Consider the following 23,949-nt stretch of genomic DNA (forward strand, 5'->3'; position numbering starts at 1 on the left):
AATTTTTGAACCGTTAAACCGCGGCAGCGCCGCCGACGATTTCCGAGATCTCCTGGGTGATCGCAGCCTGACGCGCCTTGTTGTAGATCAATTGCAGCTCTTTGATCAAATCACCGGCGTTGTCTGTGGCGTTCTTCATGGCGATCATCCGGGCCGCTTGTTCAGCAGCGTTGTTCTCGACCACCGCCTGGTATACCTGCGACTCCACGTAACGCACCATCAAGCCGTCCAGCAGCTCTTTTGCGTCGGGTTCATACAGGTAATCCCAGTGATGCTTGAGATCCTGATCCGGGGTTGCCACCAACGGTACCAATTGCTCGACCGTCGGTTTTTGGGTCATGGTGTTGATGAACTTGTTCGAAACCACCGAAAGGCGATCGATACGGCCGTCCAGGTAGGCGTCCAGCATCACTTTGACGGAGCCGATCAGATCGTTGATCGATGGCTCTTCGCCCAGGTGGCTGATCGCAGCTACGACGTTGCCGCCAAAGATGCGGAAGAAAGTCGCACCCTTGCTGCCGATCACGCACAGGTCGATTTCAACGCCCTGTTCGCGGTTTTCGTTCATGTCCTTGACCAGGGCCTTGAACAGGTTGGTGTTCAAGCCACCGCACAGACCACGGTCACTGCTCACCACGATATAACCGGCGCGCTTTACAGGGCGCTCGATCATGAACGGGTGGCGGTATTCCGGGTTGGCGTTGGCCAGATGACCGATCACCTGGCGGATACGCTCCGCGTAAGGACGGCTAGCAGCCATGCGCATTTGTGCCTTGCGCATCTTGCTGACCGCCACTTTCTCCATGGCGCTGGTAATTTTTTGCGTGCTTTTGATGCTCGCAATCTTACTGCGAATCTCTTTTGCGCCTGCCATGTATCACCTATCAGGTTAGCAAGCGGGGGCCGGAGCCCCCGCTGCGGCTTACCAGGTCTGGGTGGCCTTGAACTTCTCGATACCGGCTTTCATGCCAGCGTCGATTTCGTCGTTGAAGTCACCCTTCACGTTGATCTTCGCCATCAGTTCGGCGTGATCACGGTTGAAGTAGGCGATCAGTGCTTGCTCGAAGCTACCGACCTTGGAGACTTCCACGTCAGTCAGGAAACCACGCTCAGCGGCGTACAGCGACAGGGCCATGTCCGCGATGGACATTGGCGCGTACTGCTTCTGCTTCATCAGCTCGGTTACGCGCTGACCATGCTCCAGCTGCTTGCGGGTCGCTTCGTCCAGATCGGAAGCGAACTGGGCGAATGCAGCCAGTTCACGGTACTGAGCCAGAGCGGTACGAATACCACCGGACAGCTTCTTGATGATCTTGGTCTGAGCGGCACCACCTACGCGGGATACCGAAACACCGGCGTTCACTGCAGGGCGGATGCCCGAGTTGAACATGGCCGATTCCAGGAAGATCTGACCGTCGGTGATGGAAATCACGTTGGTCGGAACAAACGCGGAAACGTCGCCAGCCTGGGTTTCGATGATCGGCAGGGCGGTCAGGGAACCGGTCTTGCCAGTGACTGCGCCATTGGTGAACTTCTCGACGTACTCTTCCGAAACGCGCGATGCACGCTCCAGCAGGCGGGAGTGGAGATAGAACACGTCACCTGGGTACGCTTCACGTCCTGGTGGACGACGCAGCAGCAGGGAGATCTGACGGTAGGCAACGGCCTGCTTGGACAGGTCATCGTAAACGATCAGGGCGTCTTCACCGCGGTCACGGAAGAACTCGCCCATGGTGCAGCCGGCGTAAGGCGCCAGGAACTGCAGCGCGGCGGATTCCGAAGCACTGGCAACGACCACGATGGTGTTGGCCAGGGCGCCGGCTTCTTCCAGCTTGCGAACGATGTTGGCAACGGTGGAACGCTTCTGGCCGACTGCAACATAAACACAGAAAATACCGGAGTCTTTCTGGTTGATGATGGCGTCGATGGCCATGGCGGTCTTGCCGATCTGACGGTCACCGATGATCAGCTCACGCTGGCCACGGCCGACAGGGATCATGGCGTCGACGGACTTGTAGCCAGTCTGTACAGGCTGGTCTACCGACTTACGCCAGATCACGCCTGGAGCTACTTTCTCGACCGCGTCGGTCTGGGTGTTGCCCAGAGGACCTTTGCCGTCGATCGGGTTGCCCAGTGCGTCAACGACGCGACCCAGCAGTTCCTTACCAACCGGAACTTCCAGGATGCGGCCGGTGCACTTGGCGCTCATGCCTTCGGCGAGGGTGTCATAGGCACCCAGGATCACTGCACCTACGGAGTCTTGCTCCAGGTTCAGGGCCATGCCGAATACGCTGCCAGGGAACTCGATCATTTCGCCGTACATGACGTCGGCCAGACCGTGGATCCGCACGATACCGTCGGATACCGAAACAACGGTACCTTCGTTACGGGCTTGGGAGCTCACATCGAGGTTGTCGATGCGGCCCTTGATGATTTCACTAATTTCGGAAGGATTGAGTTGCTGCATTGCTCTGCTGCCCCTTCAAACTCAAGATTTCAATGCTTCGGCCAGTTTCGCGATCTTGCCGCGAACAGAGCCATCGATTACCAGGTCACCAGCGCGGATGACGACGCCGCCAATCAGGCTGGCATCCTCCGACGCGTGCAGGCGAACTTCCTGGCCTAGCCGTGCACTGAGAACCTTGGCGAGTTTGTCTTGCTGTTCTTGGTTCAACGCGAAGGCACTGGTGACTTCCACGTCCACGGATTTCTCTTGCTCGGCCTTGTACAGGTCGAACAGGGCGGCAATCTCCGGCAGAAGCAGGAGACGGTCGTTTTCCGCGGCAACATGAATGAAATTCTGTGCCTGTGCATTGAACTTGTCACCGCACACGTCAATGAACGTGGCGGCCTTTTCTGCGCTCGTCAGTCGCGGGGCCTTGAGCAGGCGCTGCATGGTGTCGTCTTGCGACACCGCAGCAGCCAGGCCGAGCATGGCTGACCAATTGGCCAGTTGCTGATGGGCCTGGGCATGCTCAAAGGCAGCCTTAGCGTAAGGTCGGGCCAACGTGGTCAGTTCTGCCATGATCGCCCTCGCTTAAATTTCAGCGGCCAGTTTGTTAACCAGCTCCGCATGCGCGTTTTGATCGATTGTGGCGCCAAGGATCTTTTCAGCACCGCCAACAGCCAGGGCACCCACTTGGGCACGCAGGGCGTCTTTCGCGCTGTTCAGTTCCTGTTCGATCTCGGCCAGAGCCTGAGCCTTCACACGGTCAGCTTCGACGCGGGCCTGGTCACGGGCTTCCTCGACAAGCTGAGCAGCGCGTTTCTTGCTTTGCTCAATGATTTCGGCTGCCTGTGCTTTAGCTTCACGCAGTTGCTGACCCACTTTCTCTTGGGCCAGCTCCAGGTCGCGAGCTGCGCGGTTGGCAGCGTCCAAGCCGTCGGCAATCTTCTTTTGACGCTCTTGCAGAGCAGTGATGACCGGAGGCCATACGTACTTCATGCAGAAGAGTACAAAAATCAGGAAGGCAACGGATTGGCCAATCAGGGTTGCATTAATGTTCACGCCAACACCTCGCTCGGTCTTAATTCATCACAGCCATCAACTCGTGGTTACGAGTGATTAGCCGGCGATCTGACCAACGAACGGATTCGCGAAGGTGAAGAACAGAGCGATACCAACACCGATCATGGTTACGGCGTCGAGCAGGCCGGCAACGATGAACATTTTGACCTGCAGCATCGGAACCATTTCTGGTTGACGAGCAGCGCCTTCCAGGAATTTGCCGCCCAGCAGGCCGAAACCAATGGCGGTACCCAGAGCACCCAGGCCGATCAGCAGAGCAACAGCGATAGCGGTCAGACCAACTACAGTTTCCATCTTTCCTCCCGACTTTTACGTCGTATTGGTTAGGTTTTTAAGTTGAAGCGGTAAAACAAATCGTTTGGTACAGCTGCCCTTGCGGACTTTTAAAGCCCTCCCCCCAAACGAGCGGGGAAGGCTACAAGACACGCCAGGCGGTCTTAATGGTTATCTTCATGAGCCATCGACAGGTAGACGATGGTCAGCATCATGAAGATGAAAGCTTGCAGCGTGATGATCAGGATGTGGAACACAGCCCACGCCCACTGCAGCACGATACCCAGGCCGCTCAGCCAGAGGATGCCGGCGCCGAACATCACGGCGATCAGGATGAACACCAGCTCGCCGGCGTACATGTTGCCGAAAAGACGCAGTGCCAGCGAGATCGGCTTGGCGATCAGGGTGACGAATTCCAGCAGGAAGTTCACCGGGATCAGCAGGATCTGAACGAAGATGTTCTTGCTGCCGAACGGGTGCAGGGTGAGCTCACCGATGAAGCCGCCCAGGCCCTTGACCTTGATGCTGTAGAAGATGATCAGGGCGAACACGCAGAAGGCCATGGCCAGGGTCGCGTTCGGGTCGGTGGTCGACACGGCACGGAACGGAATGTGCGGATCACCGGAGATCTTCATGGCCAGCTGAGGAATCCAGTCGACCGGTACCAGGTCGATGGCGTTCATCAGGAACACCCAGACGAAGATGGTCAGCGCCAGCGGAGCGATTACCGGGCTACGGCCGTGGAAGGAGTCCTTCACGCTGCCGTGGACGAAGTCCACCATCACTTCCACGAAGTTCTGCAGGCCGCCTGGTTGGCCGGAAGTCGCCTTCTTGGCCGCCATGCGGAAGATGAACAGGAAGATCAGACCCAGCGCGACGGACCAACCCAGGGTGTCCAGGTGGAACGCCCAGAAGCCCATTGCCTTGGCTTCTGCAGCCGAATGGGCAAAGCCCCAGCTGCCGTCTGGTAGTTGACCGTAGGTCAGGTTCTGCAAGTGGTGCTGGATATAGCCCGAAGCGGTTTCTGCTGCCATGGTTGCCTCAAACGCCCTAAGGTCTCGAAAGTCTTTTATTCATCAGCAGGGGCGCGAACCAGCTGACCAAAAGGGTCAACACGAAGACGCCGAATACTGCTAACGGCGCCAGTGGCTTCACTCCTGCGAAGGTCAGTGCAAAAAGCACTGCCGTCAAAATCATCTTGCCTGCTTCGCCCGCGTAAAACGACTTGACGATAGCTTGTGCCGCCCGAGCTCCGCTGAAGCGAAAAGCCTTCCAGGCGAAATACACATTGGGCAGCCAGGCAATCAAACCTCCGCAAAGGCCTGAATATCCACTGACCGCCCCTTTCCACTGCCACAACACCAAGGTTGCCAGCAGTAGTACGACGAATTGAGCCAGCAGTACCGGAAAAACCGCCCAGCGATGGAAAGGCAGGCGGTTTGGCGTGCGGATTTCCATCACAGCTGCTCCTCGGAAGTCGACCAACAAGTCAGTTATGACTTGGCATAATTTGTGCCGACAAAATGCGCGCAGAGTATAGGGGTGGATTAACCCCTATTCAACTATTCGGTAGTGATTTCCGACTGCGCGCTACAACGGGAATTGTTTCAGCGGATGTGAGCAAGCACGCCTTGCAACTCGTCAAGCGAGTTGTAGCGAATAACCAACTGGCCTTTTCCCTTGTTGCCGTGGCGTATCTGCACGGCAGAGCCCAGGCGCTCTGCGAGCCGCTGTTCAAGGCGTGCGATGTCCGGATCAGGTTTGCTCGGTTCGACCGGCTCAGGCTTGCCATTGAGCCACTGACGGACCAGTGCCTCGGTTTGGCGCACGGTGAGCCCACGTGCGACAACATGACGCGCCCCCTCTTCCTGACGATCTTCCTCGAGGCCGAGCAAAGCGCGGGCGTGGCCCATTTCCAGGTCGCCGTGGGCGAGCATGGTCTTGATTGCCTCAGGCAGCGAGATCAGGCGCAGCAAGTTGGCCACGGTCACCCGCGACTTGCCCACGGCATCGGCCACCTGCTGCTGGGTCAGCTCGAACTCCTGCTGCAGGCGCTGCAGGGCCAGGGCTTCTTCCAGCGGGTTGAGGTCTTCGCGCTGAATGTTCTCGATCAGCGCCATGGCGATGGCGGCTTCATCCGGCACTTCACGCACCATCGCCGGGATGGTGTCGAGACCGGCTTGCTGGGTGGCGCGCCAGCGGCGCTCACCGGCGATGATCTCGTAGCGGCTACCGTCGATCGGGCGGACCACGATCGGCTGCATCACCCCATGGTTGCGAATCGAGTGCGCAAGTTCTTCCAGTGCCTCGGGGTCCATGTCGCGGCGCGGCTGGTACTTGCCGCGCTGGATCAGTTCGACGGGCAGGTGTTGCAGTTCTTTCTGGTCGATCTTCACAGCCTGCTCTTCGAGCGCGCTGACGGAAGGACCACTGAGCAGTGCATCCAACCCACGTCCGAGACCCCGTTTCTTAACGGCCATGCGGATTCCTTAAGTTGTTTGTGCAGTGCGTGATTGACGGCGTTGACGGCGTACCAGTTCCCCGGCCAGGGCCAGATAGGCCAGTGCGCCACGCGATTGCTTGTCGTAGGCCAGCGCCGGCATGCCGAAGCTCGGTGCCTCGGCCAGGCGGATGTTGCGCGGAATGACCGTGTCGTACAGCTGCTCGCCGAAGTGTTCCTTGAGCTGCGCCGAAACATCGTTGTTGAGGCTCAGGCGCGGGTCGTACATGGTCCGCAGCAGGCCTTCGATCTTCAGTTGCGGGTTCAACCGGGCAGCGATGCGCTTGATGTTATCCACAAGGTCGCTGAGGCCTTCCAGCGCGTAGTACTCGCACTGCATCGGGATGATCACGCCATCGGAGGCGACCAGCGCGTTGAGCGTCAGCATCGACAGCGACGGCGGGCAGTCGATGAGGATGAAATCGTAGTTTTCGCGAATCGGCGCCAACGCGTTGCGCAGGCGGCTCTCCTTGACCTGCATTTCCAGCAGTACCACTTCCGCGGCGGTCAGGTCGCGGTTGGCTGGCAGCAGCTGGTAGGCGCCGTGCTCGGAGTAGTGCATGGCCTGGGCAAGGTCGCATTCCCCGATCAGCAGGTCATAGACCGAATGCTCGAGTTCGTGTTTGTCCACACCGCTGCCCATGGTCGCGTTGCCCTGCGGATCGAGGTCGATCAGCAGCACACGACGCTTGGTCGCGGCCAGCGATGCTGCGAGGTTGATACAGGTGGTGGTCTTGCCGACACCACCTTTCTGGTTCGCGATTGCGAATACCTTAGCCATTGTTGCGTGTGTTCCCAATCAAGCCTTGCGGCGCAGTATCAGCAGATGGCGCTGGCCCTGGCAACCTGGAACGGTCAGGGCCTGCTCGCTTTCCACTGTGAAGTCTGCGGGCAATGCTACCAGTTCATCGGCAGGATGCAGCCCCTTCATTGCAAGCCATTGCGTCCCGGTGTCGCCCAGATGGCGGGTCCAGTTGGTGAAGTTCTCCATGCTGCTGAAGGCGCGAGAGATGATTCCGCTGAACGGTAGCGACGGCTGGAAGGCTTCGACCCGGCTGTGGATAACCGTGAGGTTGTCCAGTTTCAGTTCCATTTTCACCTGGGTCAGGAAGCGCGTCTTCTTGCCATTGGCGTCCAGCACCGTCACCTGCTTGTGCGGATGCAGGATAGCCAAAGGGATGCCGGGCATGCCACCGCCGCTGCCAACATCCAGCCAGTTGTCACGCTCGCTGTGGATAAACGACATGACGCTGAGGCTGTCCAGCAGATGGCGGGAAACCATCTCGTCCGGATCGCGCACGGCAGTGAGGTTGTAGGCTTTGTTCCATTTGATCAACAGGGCCAGGTAGCCCAACAGCTTTTCGTGCTGCTCGGCGCTCAGCTCGACACCGAGCTGGCGCGCACCTGTGGACAACTCTTCGGCGTGTTGCGGGGTGACCAGGGAACTCAAGCGCTTTGCTCCAATTCGCGGCCTGCGCCGCGTTTTTTCAGATGAATCAGCAACAGGGAAATCGCCGCCGGGGTAACGCCGGGGATACGCGAAGCCTGGCCCAGAGTCTCCGGGCGCGTCTGGCCGAGCTTGCCCTGGATTTCCTTCGACAGCCCGGAAATCGTGGTGTAGTCGATATCCACAGGCAGGCGCGTGTCTTCGCTGGCGCGCAGGCGGGCGATCTCGTCCTGCTGGCGATCAATGTAACCGGCGTACTTGGTCTTGATCTCGACCTGCTCGGCGACCTGTGGATCAATCTCTGCACCACCTGTCGCTTCGATCAAGCCGGCATAGTCGATCTCTGGCCGGGCCAGCAGGTTGAGCAGGCTGTACTCGTGGCTCAGCGGGGTGCCGAACTTATCCACAATGGCTTGTCCTTGCTCGGTGTTCGGGCGCACCCAAGTCGATTTCAGGCGCTGCTCTTCGCGCTCGATACCGTCGCGCTTGGCGCAGAAGGCGGCCCAGCGATCGTCGTCGATCAGGCCGAGCTCGCGACCTTTCTCGGTCAGGCGCAGATCAGCGTTGTCTTCGCGCAGGATCAGCCGGTACTCGGCACGCGAAGTGAACATGCGGTACGGCTCCTGGGTACCCAGGGTAATCAGGTCGTCGACCAGTACGCCGATGTACGCCTCGTCGCGGCGCGGGCACCAGCTTTCGCGGCCTTGCGCACGCAGCGCGGCGTTGGTCCCGGCCAGCAGGCCCTGGGCGCCGGCTTCTTCGTAGCCGGTGGTGCCGTTGATCTGGCCGGCGAAGAACAGGCCGCCGATGACTTTGGTCTCGAGGCTGTACTTCAGGTCGCGCGGGTCGAAGTAGTCGTACTCGATGGCGTAACCCGGGCGAACGATGTGGGCATTTTCCATACCGCGGATCGAACGCACCAGCTCCAGCTGCACATCGAACGGCAGCGAAGTGGAAATACCGTTGGGGTACAGCTCGTGGGTGGTCAGGCCTTCCGGCTCGATGAATACCTGGTGGCTTTCCTTGTCGGCGAAGCGGTGGATCTTGTCTTCGATCGATGGGCAATAGCGCGGGCCGACACCTTCGATCACACCGGAGTACATCGGTGAACGGTCAAGGTTCGAGGCAATGATCTCGTGGGTGCGGGCGTTGGTGTGGGTAATCCAGCAGCTCACCTGGCGCGGGTGCATGTCGGCGTTGCCCATGAACGACATCACCGGGATCGGCGTGTCGCCTGGTTGCTCGGTCATGACCGAGAAGTCCACGGAACGCCCATCGATACGCGGCGGCGTACCGGTTTTCAGGCGACCGACGCGCAGCGGCAGTTCGCGCATGCGGTGAGCCAGGGCAATCGACGGCGGATCACCGGCGCGACCGCCGGAATGATTTTGCAGGCCGATGTGGATAAGCCCACCGAGGAAAGTACCGGTGGTCAGCACCACGGATTCGGCGAAGAAGCGCAGGCCCATCTGGGTCACCACGCCTTTGACCTGGTCCTGTTCGACGATCAGGTCGTCGCAGGACTGCTGGAATATCCACAGGTTCGGCTGGTTTTCCAGGATCTCGCGTACCACTGCCTTGTAGATGGCGCGGTCGGCCTGCGCACGGGTGGCGCGTACGGCCGGGCCCTTGCGGTTGTTCAGGATGCGGAACTGGATGCCGCTCTTGTCGGTGGCCAGCGCCATGGCGCCGCCGAGTGCATCGATCTCTTTGACCAGATGGCTCTTGCCGATGCCACCAATTGCCGGGTTGCAGCTCATGTGACCGAGGGTTTCCACGTTATGGGTCAACAGCAGGGTTTTCACACCCATGCGTGCTGACGCAAGCGCAGCCTCGGTACCGGCATGGCCGCCGCCGATGACGATCACTTCAAAACGGGAAGGGAAATCCACCACGCACCTCGTGCCTGTTTTTGCGAATAGAGAAGGTAAGCCGACAAGTATAGGGACTTCACCCCCTCTAAAGGAACCGTCTGAGCAAATTTTGACCAGTCTGTGGATGAATGGCAGACAACAGAAATCAAAGAAGAAAATTTTATAAAAGCTTTGTTTTTATGTTTATTCTTATGCACAGCCTCTCCTGTGGATAACGTTCTGCAGCCCTTTATCTGTATGGTTTACAGCGAAATTGAACCCTGTGGCTTACCCACCATGAGGGTTATGGATAACGTCCTTTAGCCTGTGGATTAAATGATGGTTTACCCACAGGCGGATTTTTCCTCAGAAAAAAAGCCTGCTTATCAAGAGGGCTGAAGGTGGGTTTTCCACAGGGCTCCTGAACATGAAATCGTGTCTGTGGATGATTTTATGTAACCCTGTACTGGCCTCTTCGCGGCTAAAGCCGCTCCTACAGGGGCCGGCGTGGGTGTCGAAAGATCCGACGAGTGGATAAATCGCAGGCAAAAAAAAGCCGCTCCCGAAGGAGCGGCCTTGGATTTGCCGAGCTGTGGACTACTTGCCGATGCAGAAACTGGAGAAGATCCGCCCCAGCAGGTCGTCGGAACTGAACGCGCCGGTGATCTCGCCCAACGCCTGCTGCGCCTGACGCAGGTCTTCGGCCAACAGTTCGCCCGCGCCAGCCAGGGTCAGCTGTGCGCGGCCATGCTCCAGGTGCGAACTGGCCTGGCGCAAGGCATCCAGGTGGCGCCGGCGGGCGCTGAAACCGCTCTCGGCGGTCTGTTCATAACCCATGCAGGCCTTGAGGTGATCACGCAGCAGTTGTAGCCCGTGATCGCCCCCCTTGGCGCTCAGGGTAATGGTTACATGGCCGTCATCGCACTGTTCCAACCCTACCCGCTCACCGCTGAGGTCGGCTTTGTTGCGAATCAGCGTGACTTTGGCCGGGTCCGGCCGCAGGTCCAGAAACTCGGGCCACAAGGCAAACGGGTCACTGGCCTCGGGTGCGGTGGAATCGACCACCAACAGTACCCGGTCGGCCTCGCCTATGGCCTTCAGCGCGCGTTGCACGCCAATCTTTTCCACATGGTCGTCGGTATCCCGCAGGCCGGCAGTATCGACCACGTGCAGCGGCATGCCGTCTATGTGGATATGTTCGCGCAGGATATCCCGGGTGGTGCCGGCGATGTCGGTGACGATGGCCGCCTCACGCCCCGCCAGCTGGTTCAGCAAGCTGGACTTGCCGGCATTCGGCCGGCCGGCGATGACCACCGTCATGCCGTCACGCAACAAGGCGCCCTGCCCGGCCTCGCGTTGCACGGTGGATAACTCGGCACGGACAGCATCGAGCATCGACAACACATGGCCATCGGCAAGGAAGTCGATTTCTTCTTCAGGGAAGTCGATCGCGGCCTCGACGTAGATGCGCAGGGCAATCAGCGCCTCTGTCAGGCTGTGCACACGTTTGGAGAATTCCCCCTGCAGCGAGCGCAAGGCATTGCGTGCAGCTTGGCTGGAGCTCGCCTCGATCAGGTCGGCGATGGCTTCGGCCTGGGCCAGGTCGAGCTTGTCGTTGAGAAACGCACGCTCACTGAATTCACCTGGGCGGGCCAGGCGGCAGCCGACTTGTACACAGCGCTGCAGCAGCATGTCGAGCACCACCGGGCCACCATGGCCCTGCAACTCCAACACATCCTCGCCGGTAAACGAGTTGGGGCCTGGAAAGAACAGCGCGATGCCTTCATCCAGCACCAGGCCTTCCTCGTCACGGAACGGCCCGTAGTGAGCGTGGCGTGGCGTCAGTGTACGACCGGTGATCAGTTGGCCAGCCTGGCTCGCCAGCGGCCCGGACAGCCTGACGATGCCCACACCTCCGCGGCCCTGGGCGGTGGCGATGGCGGCGATGGTTTCACGCACAGTGTTCATGCTCGAAAGCCTCTACGACAAAAACGACAGATAGCAAAAACGCCCCCGAGGGGGCGTTTTTATTCACAGGCTAGCGCAGCAGCCCGTCAAGCAGCAGCTTTTTTGGTGGCTGCTTCGATACGGCGGGTGATGTACCACTGCTGAGTGATCGACAGGCAGTTGTTCACAACCCAGTACAGCACCAGACCCGCTGGGAACCACAGGAAGAAGAAGGTGAAGATGATCGGCATCATTTTCATCACCTTGGCCTGCATCGGATCCGGTGGAGTCGGGTTCAGACGCTGCTGGATGAACATGGTGGCGCCCATGATGATCGGCAGGATGAAGAACGGATCCTTGATCGACAGGTCAGTAATCCACAGCATCCATGGGGCCTGACGCATCTCGACGCTTTCCAGCAGTACCCAGTACAGGGACAGGAACACCGGCATCTGCACCAGGATCGGCAAGCAGCCGCCCAGCGGGTTGATCTTCTCTTTCTTGTACAGCTCCATCATCGCCTGGGACATCTTCTGGCGATCGTCACCAAAGCGTTCCTTCAGTGCGGCGAGCTTCGGTGCCACGGCACGCATGCGCGCCATCGAGCGGTAGCTGGCAGCCGACAACGGGAAGAACAGGCCCTTGATGAGCATGGTCAGCACGATGATCGACCAGCCCCAGTTACCCAGCAGGCTGTGGATATGTTGCAGCAGCCAGAAGATCGGCTGGGCAATGAACCACAGGAAGCCGTAGTCGACGGTCAGTTCCAGACCTGGGGACAACTCTTTCAGCTTGGACTGGATCTTCGGACCGGCATACAGCATGGCGCTGGTTTCGACCTTGCCACCAGCCGGAACGCTGAGCGCCGGGCCGGTGTAGCCGATGATGTAGTTGCCCTGGCTGTCCTTGCGGGTCTGGACAACATTGTTGTCCGACTTGGCCGGAATCCAGGCGGTCACGAAGTAGTGCTGCAGCCAGGCAACCCAGCCGCCGGACACATTTTCTTTCAAACTACCTTTGTCGATGTCCTTCATCGAGACCTTTTTGTAAGGCTCGGAGGCAGTCCACATGGCGGCGCCCAGGTACGTGGCGGTGCCGGTGGCAGTGCTCGACGACGGGTCGGAGCTGGCGTCACGCTTGAGCTGGGCAAACATGTTGCCGTTCCAGGCCTGGCCGCTCTGGTTGTCGATCAGGTAGCTGACGGTCAGGTCGTATTCACCGCGCTTGAAGCTGAAGCGCTTGATGTAGTTGACGCCGTTGTCGCTGAACTTCAGGTCAACCACCAGTTGTTCCTGGCCGTCGGCCAGCTGGTAGCTCTTCTGCTCGGCAGCGTACAGCGGGCGTCCCGACGAACGGGCATCCGGACCGTTGGCGCCGGTCAGGCCGCTTTGTGCCAGGTAGATGCGTTCGCCACCGTTGTCGAACAGTTGGAACGGAATGTCCGGATGGTCCTGACGGCGTGGGTACTTCGGCAGGTTCAGCTGGACGATGTCACCACCGACCGGATCGATAGCGAGTTCCAGAACATCGGTCTTGATCCGGATCAGATCCTTGCTGACTGCAGCCGGAGCCAGTTCGGCGGGGCTGGATTCAGCATTGGCGCTTGGCACATCGGCGCTGGCGGTACCGGCCGGCACACCATCCGGCAAGGCCGGGGCAACAGTGCTGGCAGCAGTATTCTGAGTCGGCAGGGCAGCCTGGCCGTAGTCCTCGTTCCACTTGAGGACCATGACGTAGGACACGATTGCCAGGGCGACGATCAGGATCGTGCGTTTAATATCCATGATTACTCGGCTATCGAAGAAGTTCGGGAGGAAGGAGCGGGGGGAACGGGATCGAAACCGCCGTCGTTCCACGGATGACAACGCCCCAGGCGACGAACGGCTAGCCACCCGCCACGCAAGAGGCCATGGTTTTCAATGGCTTCAAGAGCGTAACAGGAGCAACTGGGGTAGAAACGACAGTGATTGGCCATCAGGGGACTGATGGCGTAACGGTAAAACTGGATCGGAACGAGGGCCAGTTTACGCATTTTGACTGTCTACCCCTGCGGAATCGGCGTTAGCCGCTGGAGTTGGCCGGCTGCGCGCCAGGCGTTTCCAGAGCTTGCCAAAGTGTTGGTGCAATTCCGGGTTTTCTATCTCACCCAATCCCTTGCGCGCGACGATCACTATATCCAGGCCACCCAGCATTTGCTGGTTGAGCCGGAAGGAATCGCGCATCAAGCGCTTGAGGCGGTTGCGTTGAACGGCGAGCTTGACGCTCTTCTTGCCGATCACCAGGCCGAGGCGCGGGTGATCCAGGCCGTTCTCGCGAGCAAGGATCAGCAGGTTTTTCCCTGGAACCTTGCCGGTTGGGGAGTCGAAGACCGCTTTGAAGTGCCGGGGTGTAAGCAGTCGCTTTTCCCGACTGAAGTCCTGACTCACCACCTGTGCCGAAAAATCAAATGGCCAGACGCTTACGGCCTTTGGCACGACGACGCGACAGAACAGCGCGGCCGTTCTTGGTAGCCATACGGGCACGGAAGCCGTGGGTGCGAGCGCGCTTGATGGTGCTTGGTTGGAAAGTACGTTTCATGGCGTTGTTACCTGGTTTGTCGACTACGGGCCGGAATGGCCCCCTTTTTAAGAGATCGGCGATTCTAGAGAAAGCAAGTCCATAGGTCAATTTCCAACCAGCCTTTCCTTATAGGTGGTTCCCTGAGTGCTGGATGCCAGGGAGGGTTGATCAGCCAGGCAGACGGACGACAAAATGAAAAAAAAGAAGAGAGATATAAAAAGCTTTTCTGAAGAACTTATAAATCTTAAGTGGATAACCTTCTGTGGATAACTGTCTTGAGCCTACGAATTACGGGCTGTACAGAGATTCATAACCTTGTCGGTAACAGGTGCTGCGCTTGTGACAGACCTTTTGAAAGCCTGTGGATAGAAATGGTCGTTATCCACAGATGAGTTATCAACAGGGCTCACCTCGGGGTTGTGCATAGACCTCATGGGTGGTTATCCACAGAGCTTATTCACAGAGGCTGGAAGACGTTTTTGCCGCTAAATGGCTGTTTTGTCATGGCTCAGAATGTTTCCACATGTGGATAACTGATCGCTCGACCGGTACAATGGCGGTTTGTTTTTGCCTTATCCGGCTTTCAACTCAGGGGATATCCGTGTCAGTGGAACTTTGGCAGCAGTGCGTGGAGCTTCTGCGCGATGAACTGCCTGCCCAGCAATTCAACACCTGGATCCGTCCGCTACAGGTCGAAGCCGAAGGCGACGAGTTGCGTGTCTACGCGCCGAACCGTTTCGTGCTCGACTGGGTGAATGAAAAGTACCTCGGCCGTCTGCTCGAACTGTTGGGTGAAAACGGCGACGGCATTGCACCTGCCCTTTCCTTATTAATAGGCAGCCGTCGCAGCTCTGCTCCACGTGCTGCACCTAATGCACCCGTCAGCGCCGCGGTGGCGGCCACGCTTGCACAAAGCCAGACACAACAGGCCGCTGCACCTGTCATTGCCGCCGTTGCCGAACCCGTCCAGGCGCCAGCCGCCGAACCGATGCAAGTGAACGAGGTCGTTGAATCGGCCTCGCGTGACAGCTTCGATGGCATGGGCGACAGCGCATCGGCACCTGCTGCGGGCAGCCGTACCGAGCAGCGCACCGTCCAGGTGGAAGGCGCGCTCAAACACACCAGCTACCTGAACCGCACGTTTACCTTCGAGACCTTTGTAGAAGGTAAGTCGAACCAGTTGGCCCGCGCTGCGGCGTGGCAGGTCGCCGACAACCCCAAGCATGGCTACAACCCGCTGTTCCTTTATGGCGGCGTGGGCTTGGGCAAGACCCACCTGATGCATGCTGTGGGTAACCACCTGCTCAAGAAGAATCCGAATGCCAAGGTCGTTTACCTGCATTCCGAGCGCTTCGTCGCGGATATGGTCAAGGCGCTGCAGCTCAACGCAATCAATGAATTCAAGCGCTTCTACCGCTCGGTCGATGCGCTGCTGATCGACGACATCCAGTTCTTCGCCCGTAAAGAGCGTTCCCAGGAAGAGTTCTTCCACACTTTCAACGCCTTGCTTGAGGGTGGCCAGCAGGTGATTCTCACCAGCGACCGCTACCCGAAGGAGATCGAAGGCCTGGAAGAGCGCCTGAAATCGCGCTTCGGCTGGGGCTTGACGGTGGCTGTCGAGCCGCCGGAACTGGAAACCCGTGTGGCGATCCTGATGAAGAAGGCCGACCAGGCCAAGGTCGAGCTGCCGCATGATGCTGCGTTCTTCATCGCCCAGCGTATCCGCTCCAACGTACGTGAACTCGAAGGCGCCCTTAAGCGAGTGATCGCTCACTCGCACTTCATGGGCCGTGACATCACCATCGAGCTGATTCGCGAGTCGTTGAAGGACCTGCTGGCGCTGCAGGACAAGCTGGTGAGTGTGGATAACATCCAGCGCACCGTGGCCGAGTACTACAAGATCAAGATTGCCGATCTGTTGTCCAAACGCCGCTCGCGCTCCGTTGCGCGCCCCCGTCAGGTTGCCATGGCACTGTCGAAGGAGCTGACCAACCACAGTCTGCCGGAGATCGGCGACATGTTTGGCGGCCGCGACCACACCACCGTGTTGCACGCCTGCCGCAAGATCAACGAATTGAAGGAATCCGACGCGGACATCCGCGAGGACTACAAGAACCTGCTGCGCACGCTGACGACCTGATGGTCGCCAGCGCAGCTAATTGAAGGCAAGGGACTAGACCATGCATTTCACCATTCAACGCGAAGCCCTGTTGAAACCCCTGCAACTGGTCGCCGGTGTCGTCGAGCGCCGCCAGACCTTGCCGGTGCTGTCCAATGTCCTGCTGGTCGTGCAAGGCCAGCAGCTGTCGTTGACCGGTACCGACCTGGAAGTCGAACTGGTTGGCCGCGTGCAACTGGAAGAGCCGGCTGAGCCAGGCGAGATCACTGTCCCGGCGCGCAAGCTGATGGACATCTGCAAGAGCCTGCCGAACGACGTTCTGATCGACATCAAGGTCGACGAACAGAAGCTGCTGGTCAAAGCCGGCCGTAGCCGCTTCACCTTGTCGACCCTGCCTGCCAACGATTTCCCTACTGTTGAAGAAGGCCCGGGCTCGCTGACCTGCAACCTTGAGCAAAGCAAACTGCGCCGTCTGATCGAGCGCACCAGCTTTGCCATGGCCCAGCAGGACGTGCGTTACTACCTCAACGGCATGCTGCTTGAAGTGTCGCGCAACACCCTGCGTGCGGTGTCCACCGACGGCCACCGCCTGGCGCTGTGCTCGATGAGCGCGCCGATCGAGCAGGATGACCGCCATCAGGTCATCGTTCCACGTAAAGGTATCCTGGAGCTGGCGCGCCTGCTCACCGACCCGGAAGGCATGGTCAGCATCGTTCTCGGTCAGCACCACATCCGTGCGACCACTGGTGAGTTCACCTTCACTTCCAAGCTGGTCGACGGCAAGTTCCCGGACTACGAGCGCGTGCTGCCGAAGGGTGGTGACAAGCTGGTAGTCGGTGACCGTCAGGCGTTGCGCGAAGCGTTCAGCCGTACCGCAATTCTTTCCAACGAGAAGTACCGCGGTATTCGCCTGCAGCTGGCAGCTGGCCAACTGAAGATCCAGGCCAATAACCCCGAGCAGGAAGAGGCAGAAGAAGAGATCAGCGTGGACTACGAAGGCAGTTCGCTGGAGATCGGCTTCAACGTCAGCTACCTGCTGGACGTGCTGGGCGTTATGACTACTGAGCAAGTTCGTCTGATTCTGTCCGACTCCAACAGCAGTGCCCTGCTGCAGGAAGCCGGCAATGACGACTCTTCCTACGTTGTCATGCCGATGCGTCTGTAATTCGTAGCAGGCGACATGTCCCTTCGACGTATCATGGTCACCGCAGTGCGCAATCTGCACCCGGTGACCCTCTCACCTTCCCCCCGCATCAATATCCTCTACGGCGCCAATGGCAGCGGCAAGACCAGTGTGCTCGAAGCTGTGCACCTGCTTGGCCTTGCCCGGTCATTTCGTAGTACTCGGTTGAACCCGGTCATTCAGTATGAGCAGCCTGCCTGTACGGTATTTGGCGAAGTGCAATTGGCTGAAGGTGGCACCAGCAACCTGGGGGTTTCACGGGAGCGGGCGGGCGAATTCACTATCCGCATCGATGGGCAGAATGCCAGGAGCGCCGCTCAACTGGCTGAACTGTTACCGCTGCAACTGATAAACCCGGACAGTTTTCGGTTGCTGGAAGGCGCACCGAAAATTCGCCGGCAGTTTCTCGATTGGGGAGTGTTCCACGTGGAACCTCGATTCCTGCCAGCCTGGCAACGTTTGCAGAAGGCGCTGCGGCAGCGGAACTCGTGGTTGCGGCATGGTACACTTGACCCAGCTTCGCAAGCCGCTTGGGACCGGGAGTTATGCCTGGCCAGCGCGGAAATAGATGAATACCGTCGCAACTACATCAAGGCTTTGAAGCCCGTCTTCGAGCAAACCCTGAGCGAGCTGGTCGAGCTGGACGGGTTGACCCTAAGCTACTACCGCGGCTGGGACAAGGACCGGGAACTGCAAGAAGTACTCGCCTCCTCTCTCCTTCGCGATCAGCAAATGGGCCACACCCAGGCCGGCCCGCAGCGTGCAGATCTGCGTCTTCGTCTGGCTGCCAATAATGCAGCTGACATCCTGTCGCGTGGTCAGCAAAAGTTGGTGGTGTGCGCGCTGCGCATTGCCCAGGGCCACCTCGTCAGTCAGGCTCGCCGCGGCCACTGTATTTATCTCGTTGACGACCTGCCGTCCGAGCTGGATGACCAGCATCGCCGCGCACTGTGCCGCTTGCTTGAAGAATTACGCTGCCAGGTGTTCATCACCTGTGTAGATCACGAATTACTGAGGGAAGGCTGGCAGACGGAAACGCCAGTTGCCTTGTTCCACGTGGAACAAGGCCGTATCACCCAGACCCACGACCATCGGGAGTGAAGGCATGAGCGAAAATCAAACGTACGACTCCTCCAGCATCAAGGTGCTGAAAGGTTTGGATGCCGTACGCAAGCGTCCCGGCATGTACATTGGCGACACCGATGATGGTAGCGGCCTGCACCACATGGTCTTCGAAGTGGTCGACAACTCGATCGACGAAGCCCTCGCCGGTCACTGCGATGACATCACCGTCATCATCCACACGGACGAATCCATCAGTGTGCGCGACAACGGTCGTGGCATTCCGGTCGACGTGCATAAAGAAGAAGGCGTTTCCGCAGCCGAGGTCATCATGACCGTGCTGCACGCCGGCGGTAAGTTCGACGACAACTCCTACAAGGTATCCGGCGGTCTGCACGGTGTAGGTGTATCGGTAGTGAACGCCCTGTCCGAGAAACTGGTACTGACCGTTCGCCGCAGCGGCAAGATCTGGGAACAGACTTACGTTCACGGTGTTCCTCAGGCGCCGATGGCTGTCGTCGGTGACAGCGAAACCACGGGTACCCACATCCACTTCAAGCCTTCGGCTGAAACCTTCAAGAACATCCACTTCAGCTGGGACATCCTGGCCAAGCGGATTCGCGAACTGTCGTTCCTCAACTCGGGTGTCGGCATCCTGCTGAAGGATGAGCGTTCGGGCAAGGAAGAGTTCTTCAAGTACGAAGGTGGCTTGAAGGCGTTCGTTGAATACCTCAACACCAACAAGACCCCGGTCAATTCGCAGGTCTTCCACTTCAACGTCCAGCGTGACGATGGCGTGGGTGTCGAGATTGCGCTGCAGTGGAACGACAGCTTCAACGAAAACCTGCTGTGCTTCACCAACAACATTCCGCAGCGTGATGGCGGTACTCACCTGGTTGGTTTCCGCTCCTCACTGACCCGTAGCCTGAACAGCTACATCGAGCAGGAAGGCCTGGCCAAGAAGAACAAGGTCGCCACTACCGGTGACGACGCCCGTGAAGGCCTGACCGCGATTATTTCGGTGAAGGTGCCGGATCCGAAGTTCAGCTCGCAGACCAAGGACAAGCTGGTCTCCTCGGAGGTGAAAACCGCCGTGGAACAAGAGATGAACAAATACTTCGCCGACTTCCTGTTGGAAAACCCGAACGAAGCCAAGGCCGTGGTCGGCAAGATGATCGACGCTGCCCGTGCCCGTGAAGCGGCGCGTAAAGCCCGTGAAATGACTCGCCGTAAAGGCGCGCTGGATATCGCCGGCCTGCCAGGCAAACTGGCTGACTGCCAGGAGAAGGACCCTGCTCTCTCCGAACTGTACCTGGTGGAGGGTGACTCCGCAGGTGGCTCGGCCAAGCAAGGCCGTAACCGTCGCACCCAGGCGATCTTGCCGCTGAAGGGCAAGATCCTCAACGTCGAGAAAGCGCGCTTCGACAAGATGATCTCGTCCCAGGAAGTGGGCACGCTCATCACTGCACTGGGCTGCGGCATCGGCCGCGAAGAGTACAACATCGACAAGCTGCGCTATCACAACATCATCATCATGACCGATGCTGACGTCGACGGTTCGCACATCCGTACCCTGCTGCTGACCTTCTTCTTCCGTCAGCTGCCGGAGCTGGTCGAACGCGGTTACATCTATATCGCCCAGCCACCGCTGTACAAGGTCAAGAAAGGCAAGCAGGAGCAGTACATCAAGGACGACGAGGCCATGGAAGAATACATGACCCAATCGGCCCTCGAAGACGCCAGCCTGCATCTGGACGAATCGGCACCAGCCGTTTCCGGCGTACAGCTGGAAACCTTGGTGAATGAATTCCGCGCCGTGATGAAGACCCTCAAGCGTCTGTCGCGCCTGTACCCGGAAGACATCACCGAGCACTTCATCTACCTGCCGGAAGTCACTCTGGAGCAACTGGGTGACCATGCCGTGATGCAAGCCTGGCTGGTGAGTTTCCAGGAGCGCCTGAACAACAGCCAGAAGTCGGGCCTGGCCTATCAGGCCAGCCTGCGCGAAGACAAGGAACGCAATGTCTGGCTGCCGGAAGTGGAAGTTACTTCCCACGGTCTGGCCAGCTACGTCACCTTCAATCGCGACTTCTTCGGCAGCAACGACTACCGCTCGGTGGTCAACCTGGGTGCCAAGCTGTCTACCCTGCTCGGCGAAGGTGCCTACGTGCAGCGCGGTGAACGTCGCAAGGCGATCACCGAGTTCAAGGAAGCCCTCGACTGGCTGATGAACGAAAGCACCAAGCGCCACACCATCCAGCGATACAAAGGTCTGGGCGAGATGAACCCGGAGCAGCTGTGGGAAACCACCATGGACCCAACTGTCCGCCGCATGCTCAAGGTCACCATCGAAGACGCGATTGCCGCCGACCAGATCTTCAACACCCTGATGGGCGACGCGGTGGAACCACGCCGTGACTTCATCGAAAGCAATGCGCTGTCGGTGTCGAACCTGGACTTCTGATCAGGTGTAAATCGCCAAAAACAAGAAAGCCCGCTGACGCGGGCTTTTTTGTGGCCGTAAGAATCAGTAGCCGGAAAGCACGCTGACGACCACACCACTGGCAATCGCCACCAGCACATAGTCACCGTTCACGTACAACCAGCGGTGATCACGGGGCGGTGCGTACAGATGGCGGGCACGCCAGTCGGTCACCCAATAGCGATCGGCGCGATAACGCGGTTCCACTACATAGCCACGATGCCACTGCTGATGCGGCATCGGCATGCCCGCTTCAGGTCGGAAATTCGGGTTGTGATAGGCCGGGTAGCGACCGTTATCATGGCGGTCATGCCGCTCGGGTTGACCGTGTGGCGGGTAGCCCTGGTGGGATGGACCGTTGTCGTAGCGGTCCGGGCCCGGTTGAGCGAAGCTGGCCAAGGGTGTGCTGAGCACAAGCGCGGCGCAGAGTACGGTTAGGGCTTTCTTCATTTGTGGATCCTCTGCCTGTTAACGCCCGGCAGGTAATACGGGCTGCCGGGTTCGGTTAACTGATCAGACCACAAACTTTTTCACTTAATGTAAGGGCTGAGGTAAAGGTCCGGTAAAGGTCAGCGGACTACAGCCCCAGTGCTTTCAAGCGGCGATACAAGGTTCGCTCACTCAGGCCAAGATGACGGGCCAGCTCGCTGCGTGATCCCTGGAACTGCTCCAGCGCGTGCGCGAGCTCACTCAGGTCGCTTTGCCCTCTGTTCATGCCGAATGCCTGCTGTGGCCCAACGTCTTCCGGCAAGTGCTCAGGCCGGATCAGCCCATCATCGGCAAACAACCGAGCCCTTTCCAGGATGTTGCGCAACTCACGAATATTCCCGGGGAAGGCATGCAGCTTGAGTTGCTTCAGCGCCTCCTCGGTCAGGCTCGGTGTCGATTTGCCAGCCATGCGCTGCAGCAGGCTCTCGGCCAGCAGCGGCAAATCCTCAACGCGCTCGCGCAACGCCGGCAGGCGGATCGGAAAGCCACTGATGCGGTAATACAGATCTTCTCGGAACGTCCCCTCAGCCACCATTTTCTTCAGCGGTTTATGGGTTGCCGAAACCAGGCGGAAATCCGAATGCACGGTGCGCAGGCTGCCAACTGGGCGGAAGCTTCCGGATTCGATCAGGCGCAGCAGTTTGACCTGCATCGCCAACGGCACCTCGCCGATTTCATCAAGGAACAACGTGCCGCCGTGGGCTGCCTCGGCCAAGCCGACCTTGCGCTGATTGGCGCCGGTGAACGCGCCTTTCTCGTAGCCGAACAGCTCGCTCTCGAACAGCGACTCGGTCAGGCCGGTGCAGTCGACGACGACCAGCGGGCCATTGGCCCGTGGGCTACCCATGTGAATGGCACGGGCGAACAGCTCCTTGCCGGTACCCGATTCGCCTTGCAGCAGCACCGGAATTTGCGCGGGCGCCGCACGCTGAAGGCTGGCCAACGCGGTCTTGAATGCCGGCGCTCGCCCGACCAGCCCCTGTTCTTGAGGTTGAGCGGAAGCCAGGGTGATGCTGGTAAGCCGCTCGACGAAGGCCACCACCCTGCCCTGCTCATCGAGGATAGGCCGCAGCTCTACATCTACATGCTCAGGGCCACGCGGCGTGTGATGGATATGCAGCACACGCTCCGGCACCTTGCTGTCCCACGCCTTGCGCATCGGGCAGTGCTCACCGGCCTGGTCGCAAGGGACGGCGTAGTGATGTGACACCCGATGGCATTTCTCACCCAGAGGGGCCTGCTCGCCCCGACCGAACTGCCGGCGATAAGCCGCATTGGCCGCGAGGATATTGTAGTCGGTGTCCAGCACAATGGTAGGTAGCGCATCGTGCTCAAGGTAGGAAACCAGAGCTAGGATGAGTGGAAGAGATTCAGGCATGACGACACCGATTGGTTAACCTGGCGCAGGGTAACAAGGACTGCCAAACACTGCCATTGGCTGACAGTCGACTGCCAAACCCACTGCCACTATCGGTATTAACTGTTTTCATCTCCCCATTTTATTGCTCGATAAGTAGGAGAATGCCTGGCACGTATCTTGATAAATCTCCACCCACTGCCTACGCCTGTACAAGGCGAGGCAGATTATTTGGAGAACGTGATGATCATCGGTAATAACCTTCACGTGGACGCCTTCTACGACGAGGCGACCTCGACCATCAGCTATCTGGTCATGGACCGTGAAACCCTTCAGTGCGCTCTGATCGACAGCGTGCTGGACTACGACCCCAAGTCCGGTCGCACCTGCACTGCTTCAGCGGATCGCCTGATCGCACGTGTGACCGAGCTCAAGGCCACCGTGCAATGGGTACTGGAAACCCATGTCCATGCGGACCACCTCTCGGCGGCGGCTTATCTCAAGAGCAAACTCGGTGGCCATACTGCGATCGGTGCGCACATTACCCAGGTACAGAAAGTCTTCGGCACACTGTTCAACGCCGAACCTGGCTTCGCCCGTGACGGCAGCCAGTTCGATGTGCTTTTCGAAGATGAGGAAGGTTTCCGCATCGGCAACCTGCATGCCCGTGCGCTGCATACCCCCGGGCACACCCCGGCATGCATCAGCTACATGGTCGTGGACGCAGGCGAGACCGCGGTGTTCGTCGGCGACACCCTGTTCATGCCCGACTATGGCACTGCCCGCTGTGATTTCCCCGGCGCCGATGCGCGCACCCTGTACCGCTCGATCCGCCGCTTGCTGGCTTTCCCCGACCAGACCCAGCTGTTCATGTGCCACGACTACCTGCCGGGCGGGCGCGAGATGCGCTACGTCACCACTGTGGCCGAGCAGCGCGCCAGCAATATCCACATCCACCAAGGCATCGACGAGGACAGCTTCGTGGCCATGCGCGAAGCCCGCGACAAGACCCTCGACATGCCCGTGCTGATCTTGCCATCGGTGCAGGTGAACATGCGCAGCGGCCAGTTCCCGGAGCCTGAAGAAAACGGCGTGAGCTACCTGAAGATCCCGTTGAACAAGCTTTGACTGCCCTGCCCCATTACCAGA

Annotated in this window: 23 protein-coding genes; 5 read left to right on the top strand and 18 right to left on the bottom strand. The window is 59.0% G+C overall.

Annotated elements, in window-relative coordinates; all coding sequences use genetic code 11:
• Positions 1–13: 13 nt before the first annotated feature.
• The 16 genes from atpG to rpmH all read right to left on the bottom strand — a co-directional run bounded on the left by atpG (position 14) and on the right by rpmH (position 14,126).
• Positions 14–874, bottom strand: coding sequence for a F0F1 ATP synthase subunit gamma (atpG, locus tag ABE528_RS05330; protein ID WP_013974905.1), 861 nt, complete (start codon positions 872–874; stop codon positions 14–16).
• Positions 875–922: 48 nt separating this feature from the next.
• A complete protein-coding gene (gene atpA, locus ABE528_RS05335) occupies positions 923–2,467 on the bottom strand; it encodes a F0F1 ATP synthase subunit alpha (RefSeq protein ID WP_085676550.1) in 1,545 nt (514 codons plus the stop codon).
• Between the two features lie 21 nt (positions 2,468–2,488).
• On the bottom strand, positions 2,489–3,025 hold the full coding sequence (locus tag ABE528_RS05340; RefSeq protein ID WP_003253191.1) for a F0F1 ATP synthase subunit delta: 537 nt from the start codon (positions 3,023–3,025) through the stop codon (positions 2,489–2,491).
• 12 nt (positions 3,026–3,037) lie between these two features.
• Positions 3,038–3,508 carry a F0F1 ATP synthase subunit B gene (locus ABE528_RS05345; RefSeq protein ID WP_027917106.1) on the bottom strand — a complete coding sequence of 157 codons (471 nt, stop codon included), beginning with the start codon at positions 3,506–3,508 and terminating at the stop codon, positions 3,038–3,040.
• A 57-nt stretch (positions 3,509–3,565) separates the two neighbouring features.
• The gene (gene atpE, locus ABE528_RS05350; protein WP_003097235.1) at positions 3,566–3,823 is read right to left on the bottom strand and encodes a F0F1 ATP synthase subunit C; all 258 of its coding nucleotides are present in this window, start codon (positions 3,821–3,823) and stop codon (positions 3,566–3,568) included.
• Positions 3,824–3,966: 143 nt separating this feature from the next.
• Positions 3,967–4,836, bottom strand: coding sequence for a F0F1 ATP synthase subunit A (gene atpB / locus ABE528_RS05355; RefSeq protein WP_152957288.1), 870 nt, complete (start codon positions 4,834–4,836; stop codon positions 3,967–3,969).
• 16 nt (positions 4,837–4,852) lie between these two features.
• On the bottom strand, positions 4,853–5,260 hold the full coding sequence (locus ABE528_RS05360) for a F0F1 ATP synthase subunit I (RefSeq protein ID WP_008092225.1): 408 nt from the start codon (positions 5,258–5,260) through the stop codon (positions 4,853–4,855).
• Positions 5,261–5,409: 149 nt separating this feature from the next.
• Positions 5,410–6,282 carry a ParB/RepB/Spo0J family partition protein gene (locus tag ABE528_RS05365; protein WP_085676552.1) on the bottom strand — a complete coding sequence of 291 codons (873 nt, stop codon included), beginning with the start codon at positions 6,280–6,282 and terminating at the stop codon, positions 5,410–5,412.
• 9 nt (positions 6,283–6,291) lie between these two features.
• Positions 6,292–7,083: a ParA family protein gene (locus ABE528_RS05370; protein WP_060507762.1), complete on the bottom strand. Its 792-nt coding sequence runs from the start codon at positions 7,081–7,083 to the stop codon at positions 6,292–6,294.
• Positions 7,084–7,101: 18 nt separating this feature from the next.
• Positions 7,102–7,752, bottom strand: a complete 651-nt coding sequence (rsmG, locus tag ABE528_RS05375) for a 16S rRNA (guanine(527)-N(7))-methyltransferase RsmG (protein WP_110638902.1) — start codon at positions 7,750–7,752, stop codon at positions 7,102–7,104.
• The gene (gene mnmG / locus ABE528_RS05380; protein ID WP_346652390.1) at positions 7,749–9,641 is read right to left on the bottom strand and encodes a tRNA uridine-5-carboxymethylaminomethyl(34) synthesis enzyme MnmG; all 1,893 of its coding nucleotides are present in this window, start codon (positions 9,639–9,641) and stop codon (positions 7,749–7,751) included. The genes rsmG and mnmG overlap by 4 nt, the downstream gene beginning before the upstream one ends.
• A gap of 558 nt (positions 9,642–10,199) precedes the next feature.
• Positions 10,200–11,570 (bottom strand): tRNA uridine-5-carboxymethylaminomethyl(34) synthesis GTPase MnmE, encoded by a 1,371-nt coding sequence (mnmE, locus tag ABE528_RS05385; protein WP_346652391.1) that lies wholly within the window; start codon positions 11,568–11,570, stop codon positions 10,200–10,202.
• A gap of 86 nt (positions 11,571–11,656) precedes the next feature.
• Positions 11,657–13,333 (bottom strand): membrane protein insertase YidC, encoded by a 1,677-nt coding sequence (gene yidC, locus ABE528_RS05390; protein WP_152957285.1) that lies wholly within the window; start codon positions 13,331–13,333, stop codon positions 11,657–11,659.
• A 2-nt stretch (positions 13,334–13,335) separates the two neighbouring features.
• Positions 13,336–13,581 carry a membrane protein insertion efficiency factor YidD gene (yidD, locus tag ABE528_RS05395; RefSeq protein ID WP_079230263.1) on the bottom strand — a complete coding sequence of 82 codons (246 nt, stop codon included), beginning with the start codon at positions 13,579–13,581 and terminating at the stop codon, positions 13,336–13,338.
• A complete protein-coding gene (gene rnpA, locus ABE528_RS05400) occupies positions 13,574–13,978 on the bottom strand; it encodes a ribonuclease P protein component (RefSeq protein ID WP_079230262.1) in 405 nt (134 codons plus the stop codon). The genes yidD and rnpA overlap by 8 nt, the downstream gene beginning before the upstream one ends.
• 13 nt (positions 13,979–13,991) lie before the next feature.
• Positions 13,992–14,126, bottom strand: a complete 135-nt coding sequence (rpmH, locus tag ABE528_RS05405; RefSeq protein ID WP_003253163.1) for a 50S ribosomal protein L34 — start codon at positions 14,124–14,126, stop codon at positions 13,992–13,994.
• A gap of 583 nt (positions 14,127–14,709) precedes the next feature.
• Here rpmH and dnaA point away from each other — a divergent pair.
• Genes dnaA through gyrB form a run of 4 tightly spaced genes read left to right on the top strand, consistent with a single transcriptional unit; the run spans position 14,710 to position 20,936 of the window.
• The gene (gene dnaA, locus ABE528_RS05410) at positions 14,710–16,248 is read left to right on the top strand and encodes a chromosomal replication initiator protein DnaA (protein WP_346652392.1); all 1,539 of its coding nucleotides are present in this window, start codon (positions 14,710–14,712) and stop codon (positions 16,246–16,248) included.
• A 40-nt stretch (positions 16,249–16,288) separates the two neighbouring features.
• Positions 16,289–17,392: a DNA polymerase III subunit beta gene (gene dnaN / locus ABE528_RS05415; RefSeq protein ID WP_015268408.1), complete on the top strand. Its 1,104-nt coding sequence runs from the start codon at positions 16,289–16,291 to the stop codon at positions 17,390–17,392.
• A 15-nt stretch (positions 17,393–17,407) separates the two neighbouring features.
• Positions 17,408–18,511 carry a DNA replication/repair protein RecF gene (gene recF, locus ABE528_RS05420; RefSeq protein ID WP_110638907.1) on the top strand — a complete coding sequence of 368 codons (1,104 nt, stop codon included), beginning with the start codon at positions 17,408–17,410 and terminating at the stop codon, positions 18,509–18,511.
• A 4-nt stretch (positions 18,512–18,515) separates the two neighbouring features.
• Complete coding sequence (gene gyrB, locus ABE528_RS05425) at positions 18,516–20,936, top strand: DNA topoisomerase (ATP-hydrolyzing) subunit B (RefSeq protein ID WP_346652393.1); 2,421 nt, start codon at positions 18,516–18,518, stop codon at positions 20,934–20,936.
• 63 nt (positions 20,937–20,999) lie between these two features.
• Here the strand turns inward: gyrB and ABE528_RS05430 are convergent, their stop codons facing one another.
• Positions 21,000–21,404 carry an RcnB family protein gene (locus ABE528_RS05430; RefSeq protein WP_152959262.1) on the bottom strand — a complete coding sequence of 135 codons (405 nt, stop codon included), beginning with the start codon at positions 21,402–21,404 and terminating at the stop codon, positions 21,000–21,002.
• A 127-nt stretch (positions 21,405–21,531) separates the two neighbouring features.
• Positions 21,532–22,821 (bottom strand): sigma 54-interacting transcriptional regulator, encoded by a 1,290-nt coding sequence (locus ABE528_RS05435; RefSeq protein WP_346652394.1) that lies wholly within the window; start codon positions 22,819–22,821, stop codon positions 21,532–21,534.
• A 222-nt stretch (positions 22,822–23,043) separates the two neighbouring features.
• Here ABE528_RS05435 and ABE528_RS05440 point away from each other — a divergent pair, with 222 nt between their 5' ends.
• Positions 23,044–23,928, top strand: coding sequence for an MBL fold metallo-hydrolase (locus ABE528_RS05440; protein ID WP_152959264.1), 885 nt, complete (start codon positions 23,044–23,046; stop codon positions 23,926–23,928).
• The last annotated feature ends 21 nt before the right edge of the window (positions 23,929–23,949 follow it).

It is taken from the genome of Pseudomonas sp. TWI628, assembly GCF_039673865.1.
Taxonomy (GTDB): Bacteria; Pseudomonadota; Gammaproteobacteria; order Pseudomonadales; family Pseudomonadaceae; genus Aquipseudomonas.

Coding starts and splice junctions, on each gene's coding strand:
- ABE528_RS05430 (WP_152959262.1), bottom strand. CDS start 21,404: ATGAAGAAAGCCCTAACCGTACTCTGCGCCGCGCTTGTGCTCAGCACA.
- yidC (WP_152957285.1), bottom strand. CDS start 13,333: ATGGATATTAAACGCACGATCCTGATCGTCGCCCTGGCAATCGTGTCC.
- atpA (WP_085676550.1), bottom strand. CDS start 2,467: ATGCAGCAACTCAATCCTTCCGAAATTAGTGAAATCATCAAGGGCCGC.
- rpmH (WP_003253163.1), bottom strand. CDS start 14,126: ATGAAACGTACTTTCCAACCAAGCACCATCAAGCGCGCTCGCACCCAC.
- ABE528_RS05370 (WP_060507762.1), bottom strand. CDS start 7,083: ATGGCTAAGGTATTCGCAATCGCGAACCAGAAAGGTGGTGTCGGCAAG.
- ABE528_RS05435 (WP_346652394.1), bottom strand. CDS start 22,821: ATGCCTGAATCTCTTCCACTCATCCTAGCTCTGGTTTCCTACCTTGAG.
- yidD (WP_079230263.1), bottom strand. CDS start 13,581: ATGCGTAAACTGGCCCTCGTTCCGATCCAGTTTTACCGTTACGCCATC.
- atpB (WP_152957288.1), bottom strand. CDS start 4,836: ATGGCAGCAGAAACCGCTTCGGGCTATATCCAGCACCACTTGCAGAAC.
- ABE528_RS05365 (WP_085676552.1), bottom strand. CDS start 6,282: ATGGCCGTTAAGAAACGGGGTCTCGGACGTGGGTTGGATGCACTGCTC.
- ABE528_RS05340 (WP_003253191.1), bottom strand. CDS start 3,025: ATGGCAGAACTGACCACGTTGGCCCGACCTTACGCTAAGGCTGCCTTT.
- ABE528_RS05360 (WP_008092225.1), bottom strand. CDS start 5,260: ATGGAAATCCGCACGCCAAACCGCCTGCCTTTCCATCGCTGGGCGGTT.
- atpE (WP_003097235.1), bottom strand. CDS start 3,823: ATGGAAACTGTAGTTGGTCTGACCGCTATCGCTGTTGCTCTGCTGATC.
- atpG (WP_013974905.1), bottom strand. CDS start 874: ATGGCAGGCGCAAAAGAGATTCGCAGTAAGATTGCGAGCATCAAAAGC.
- ABE528_RS05440 (WP_152959264.1), top strand. CDS start 23,044: ATGATCATCGGTAATAACCTTCACGTGGACGCCTTCTACGACGAGGCG.
- recF (WP_110638907.1), top strand. CDS start 17,408: ATGTCCCTTCGACGTATCATGGTCACCGCAGTGCGCAATCTGCACCCG.
- gyrB (WP_346652393.1), top strand. CDS start 18,516: ATGAGCGAAAATCAAACGTACGACTCCTCCAGCATCAAGGTGCTGAAA.
- mnmE (WP_346652391.1), bottom strand. CDS start 11,570: ATGAACACTGTGCGTGAAACCATCGCCGCCATCGCCACCGCCCAGGGC.
- dnaN (WP_015268408.1), top strand. CDS start 16,289: ATGCATTTCACCATTCAACGCGAAGCCCTGTTGAAACCCCTGCAACTG.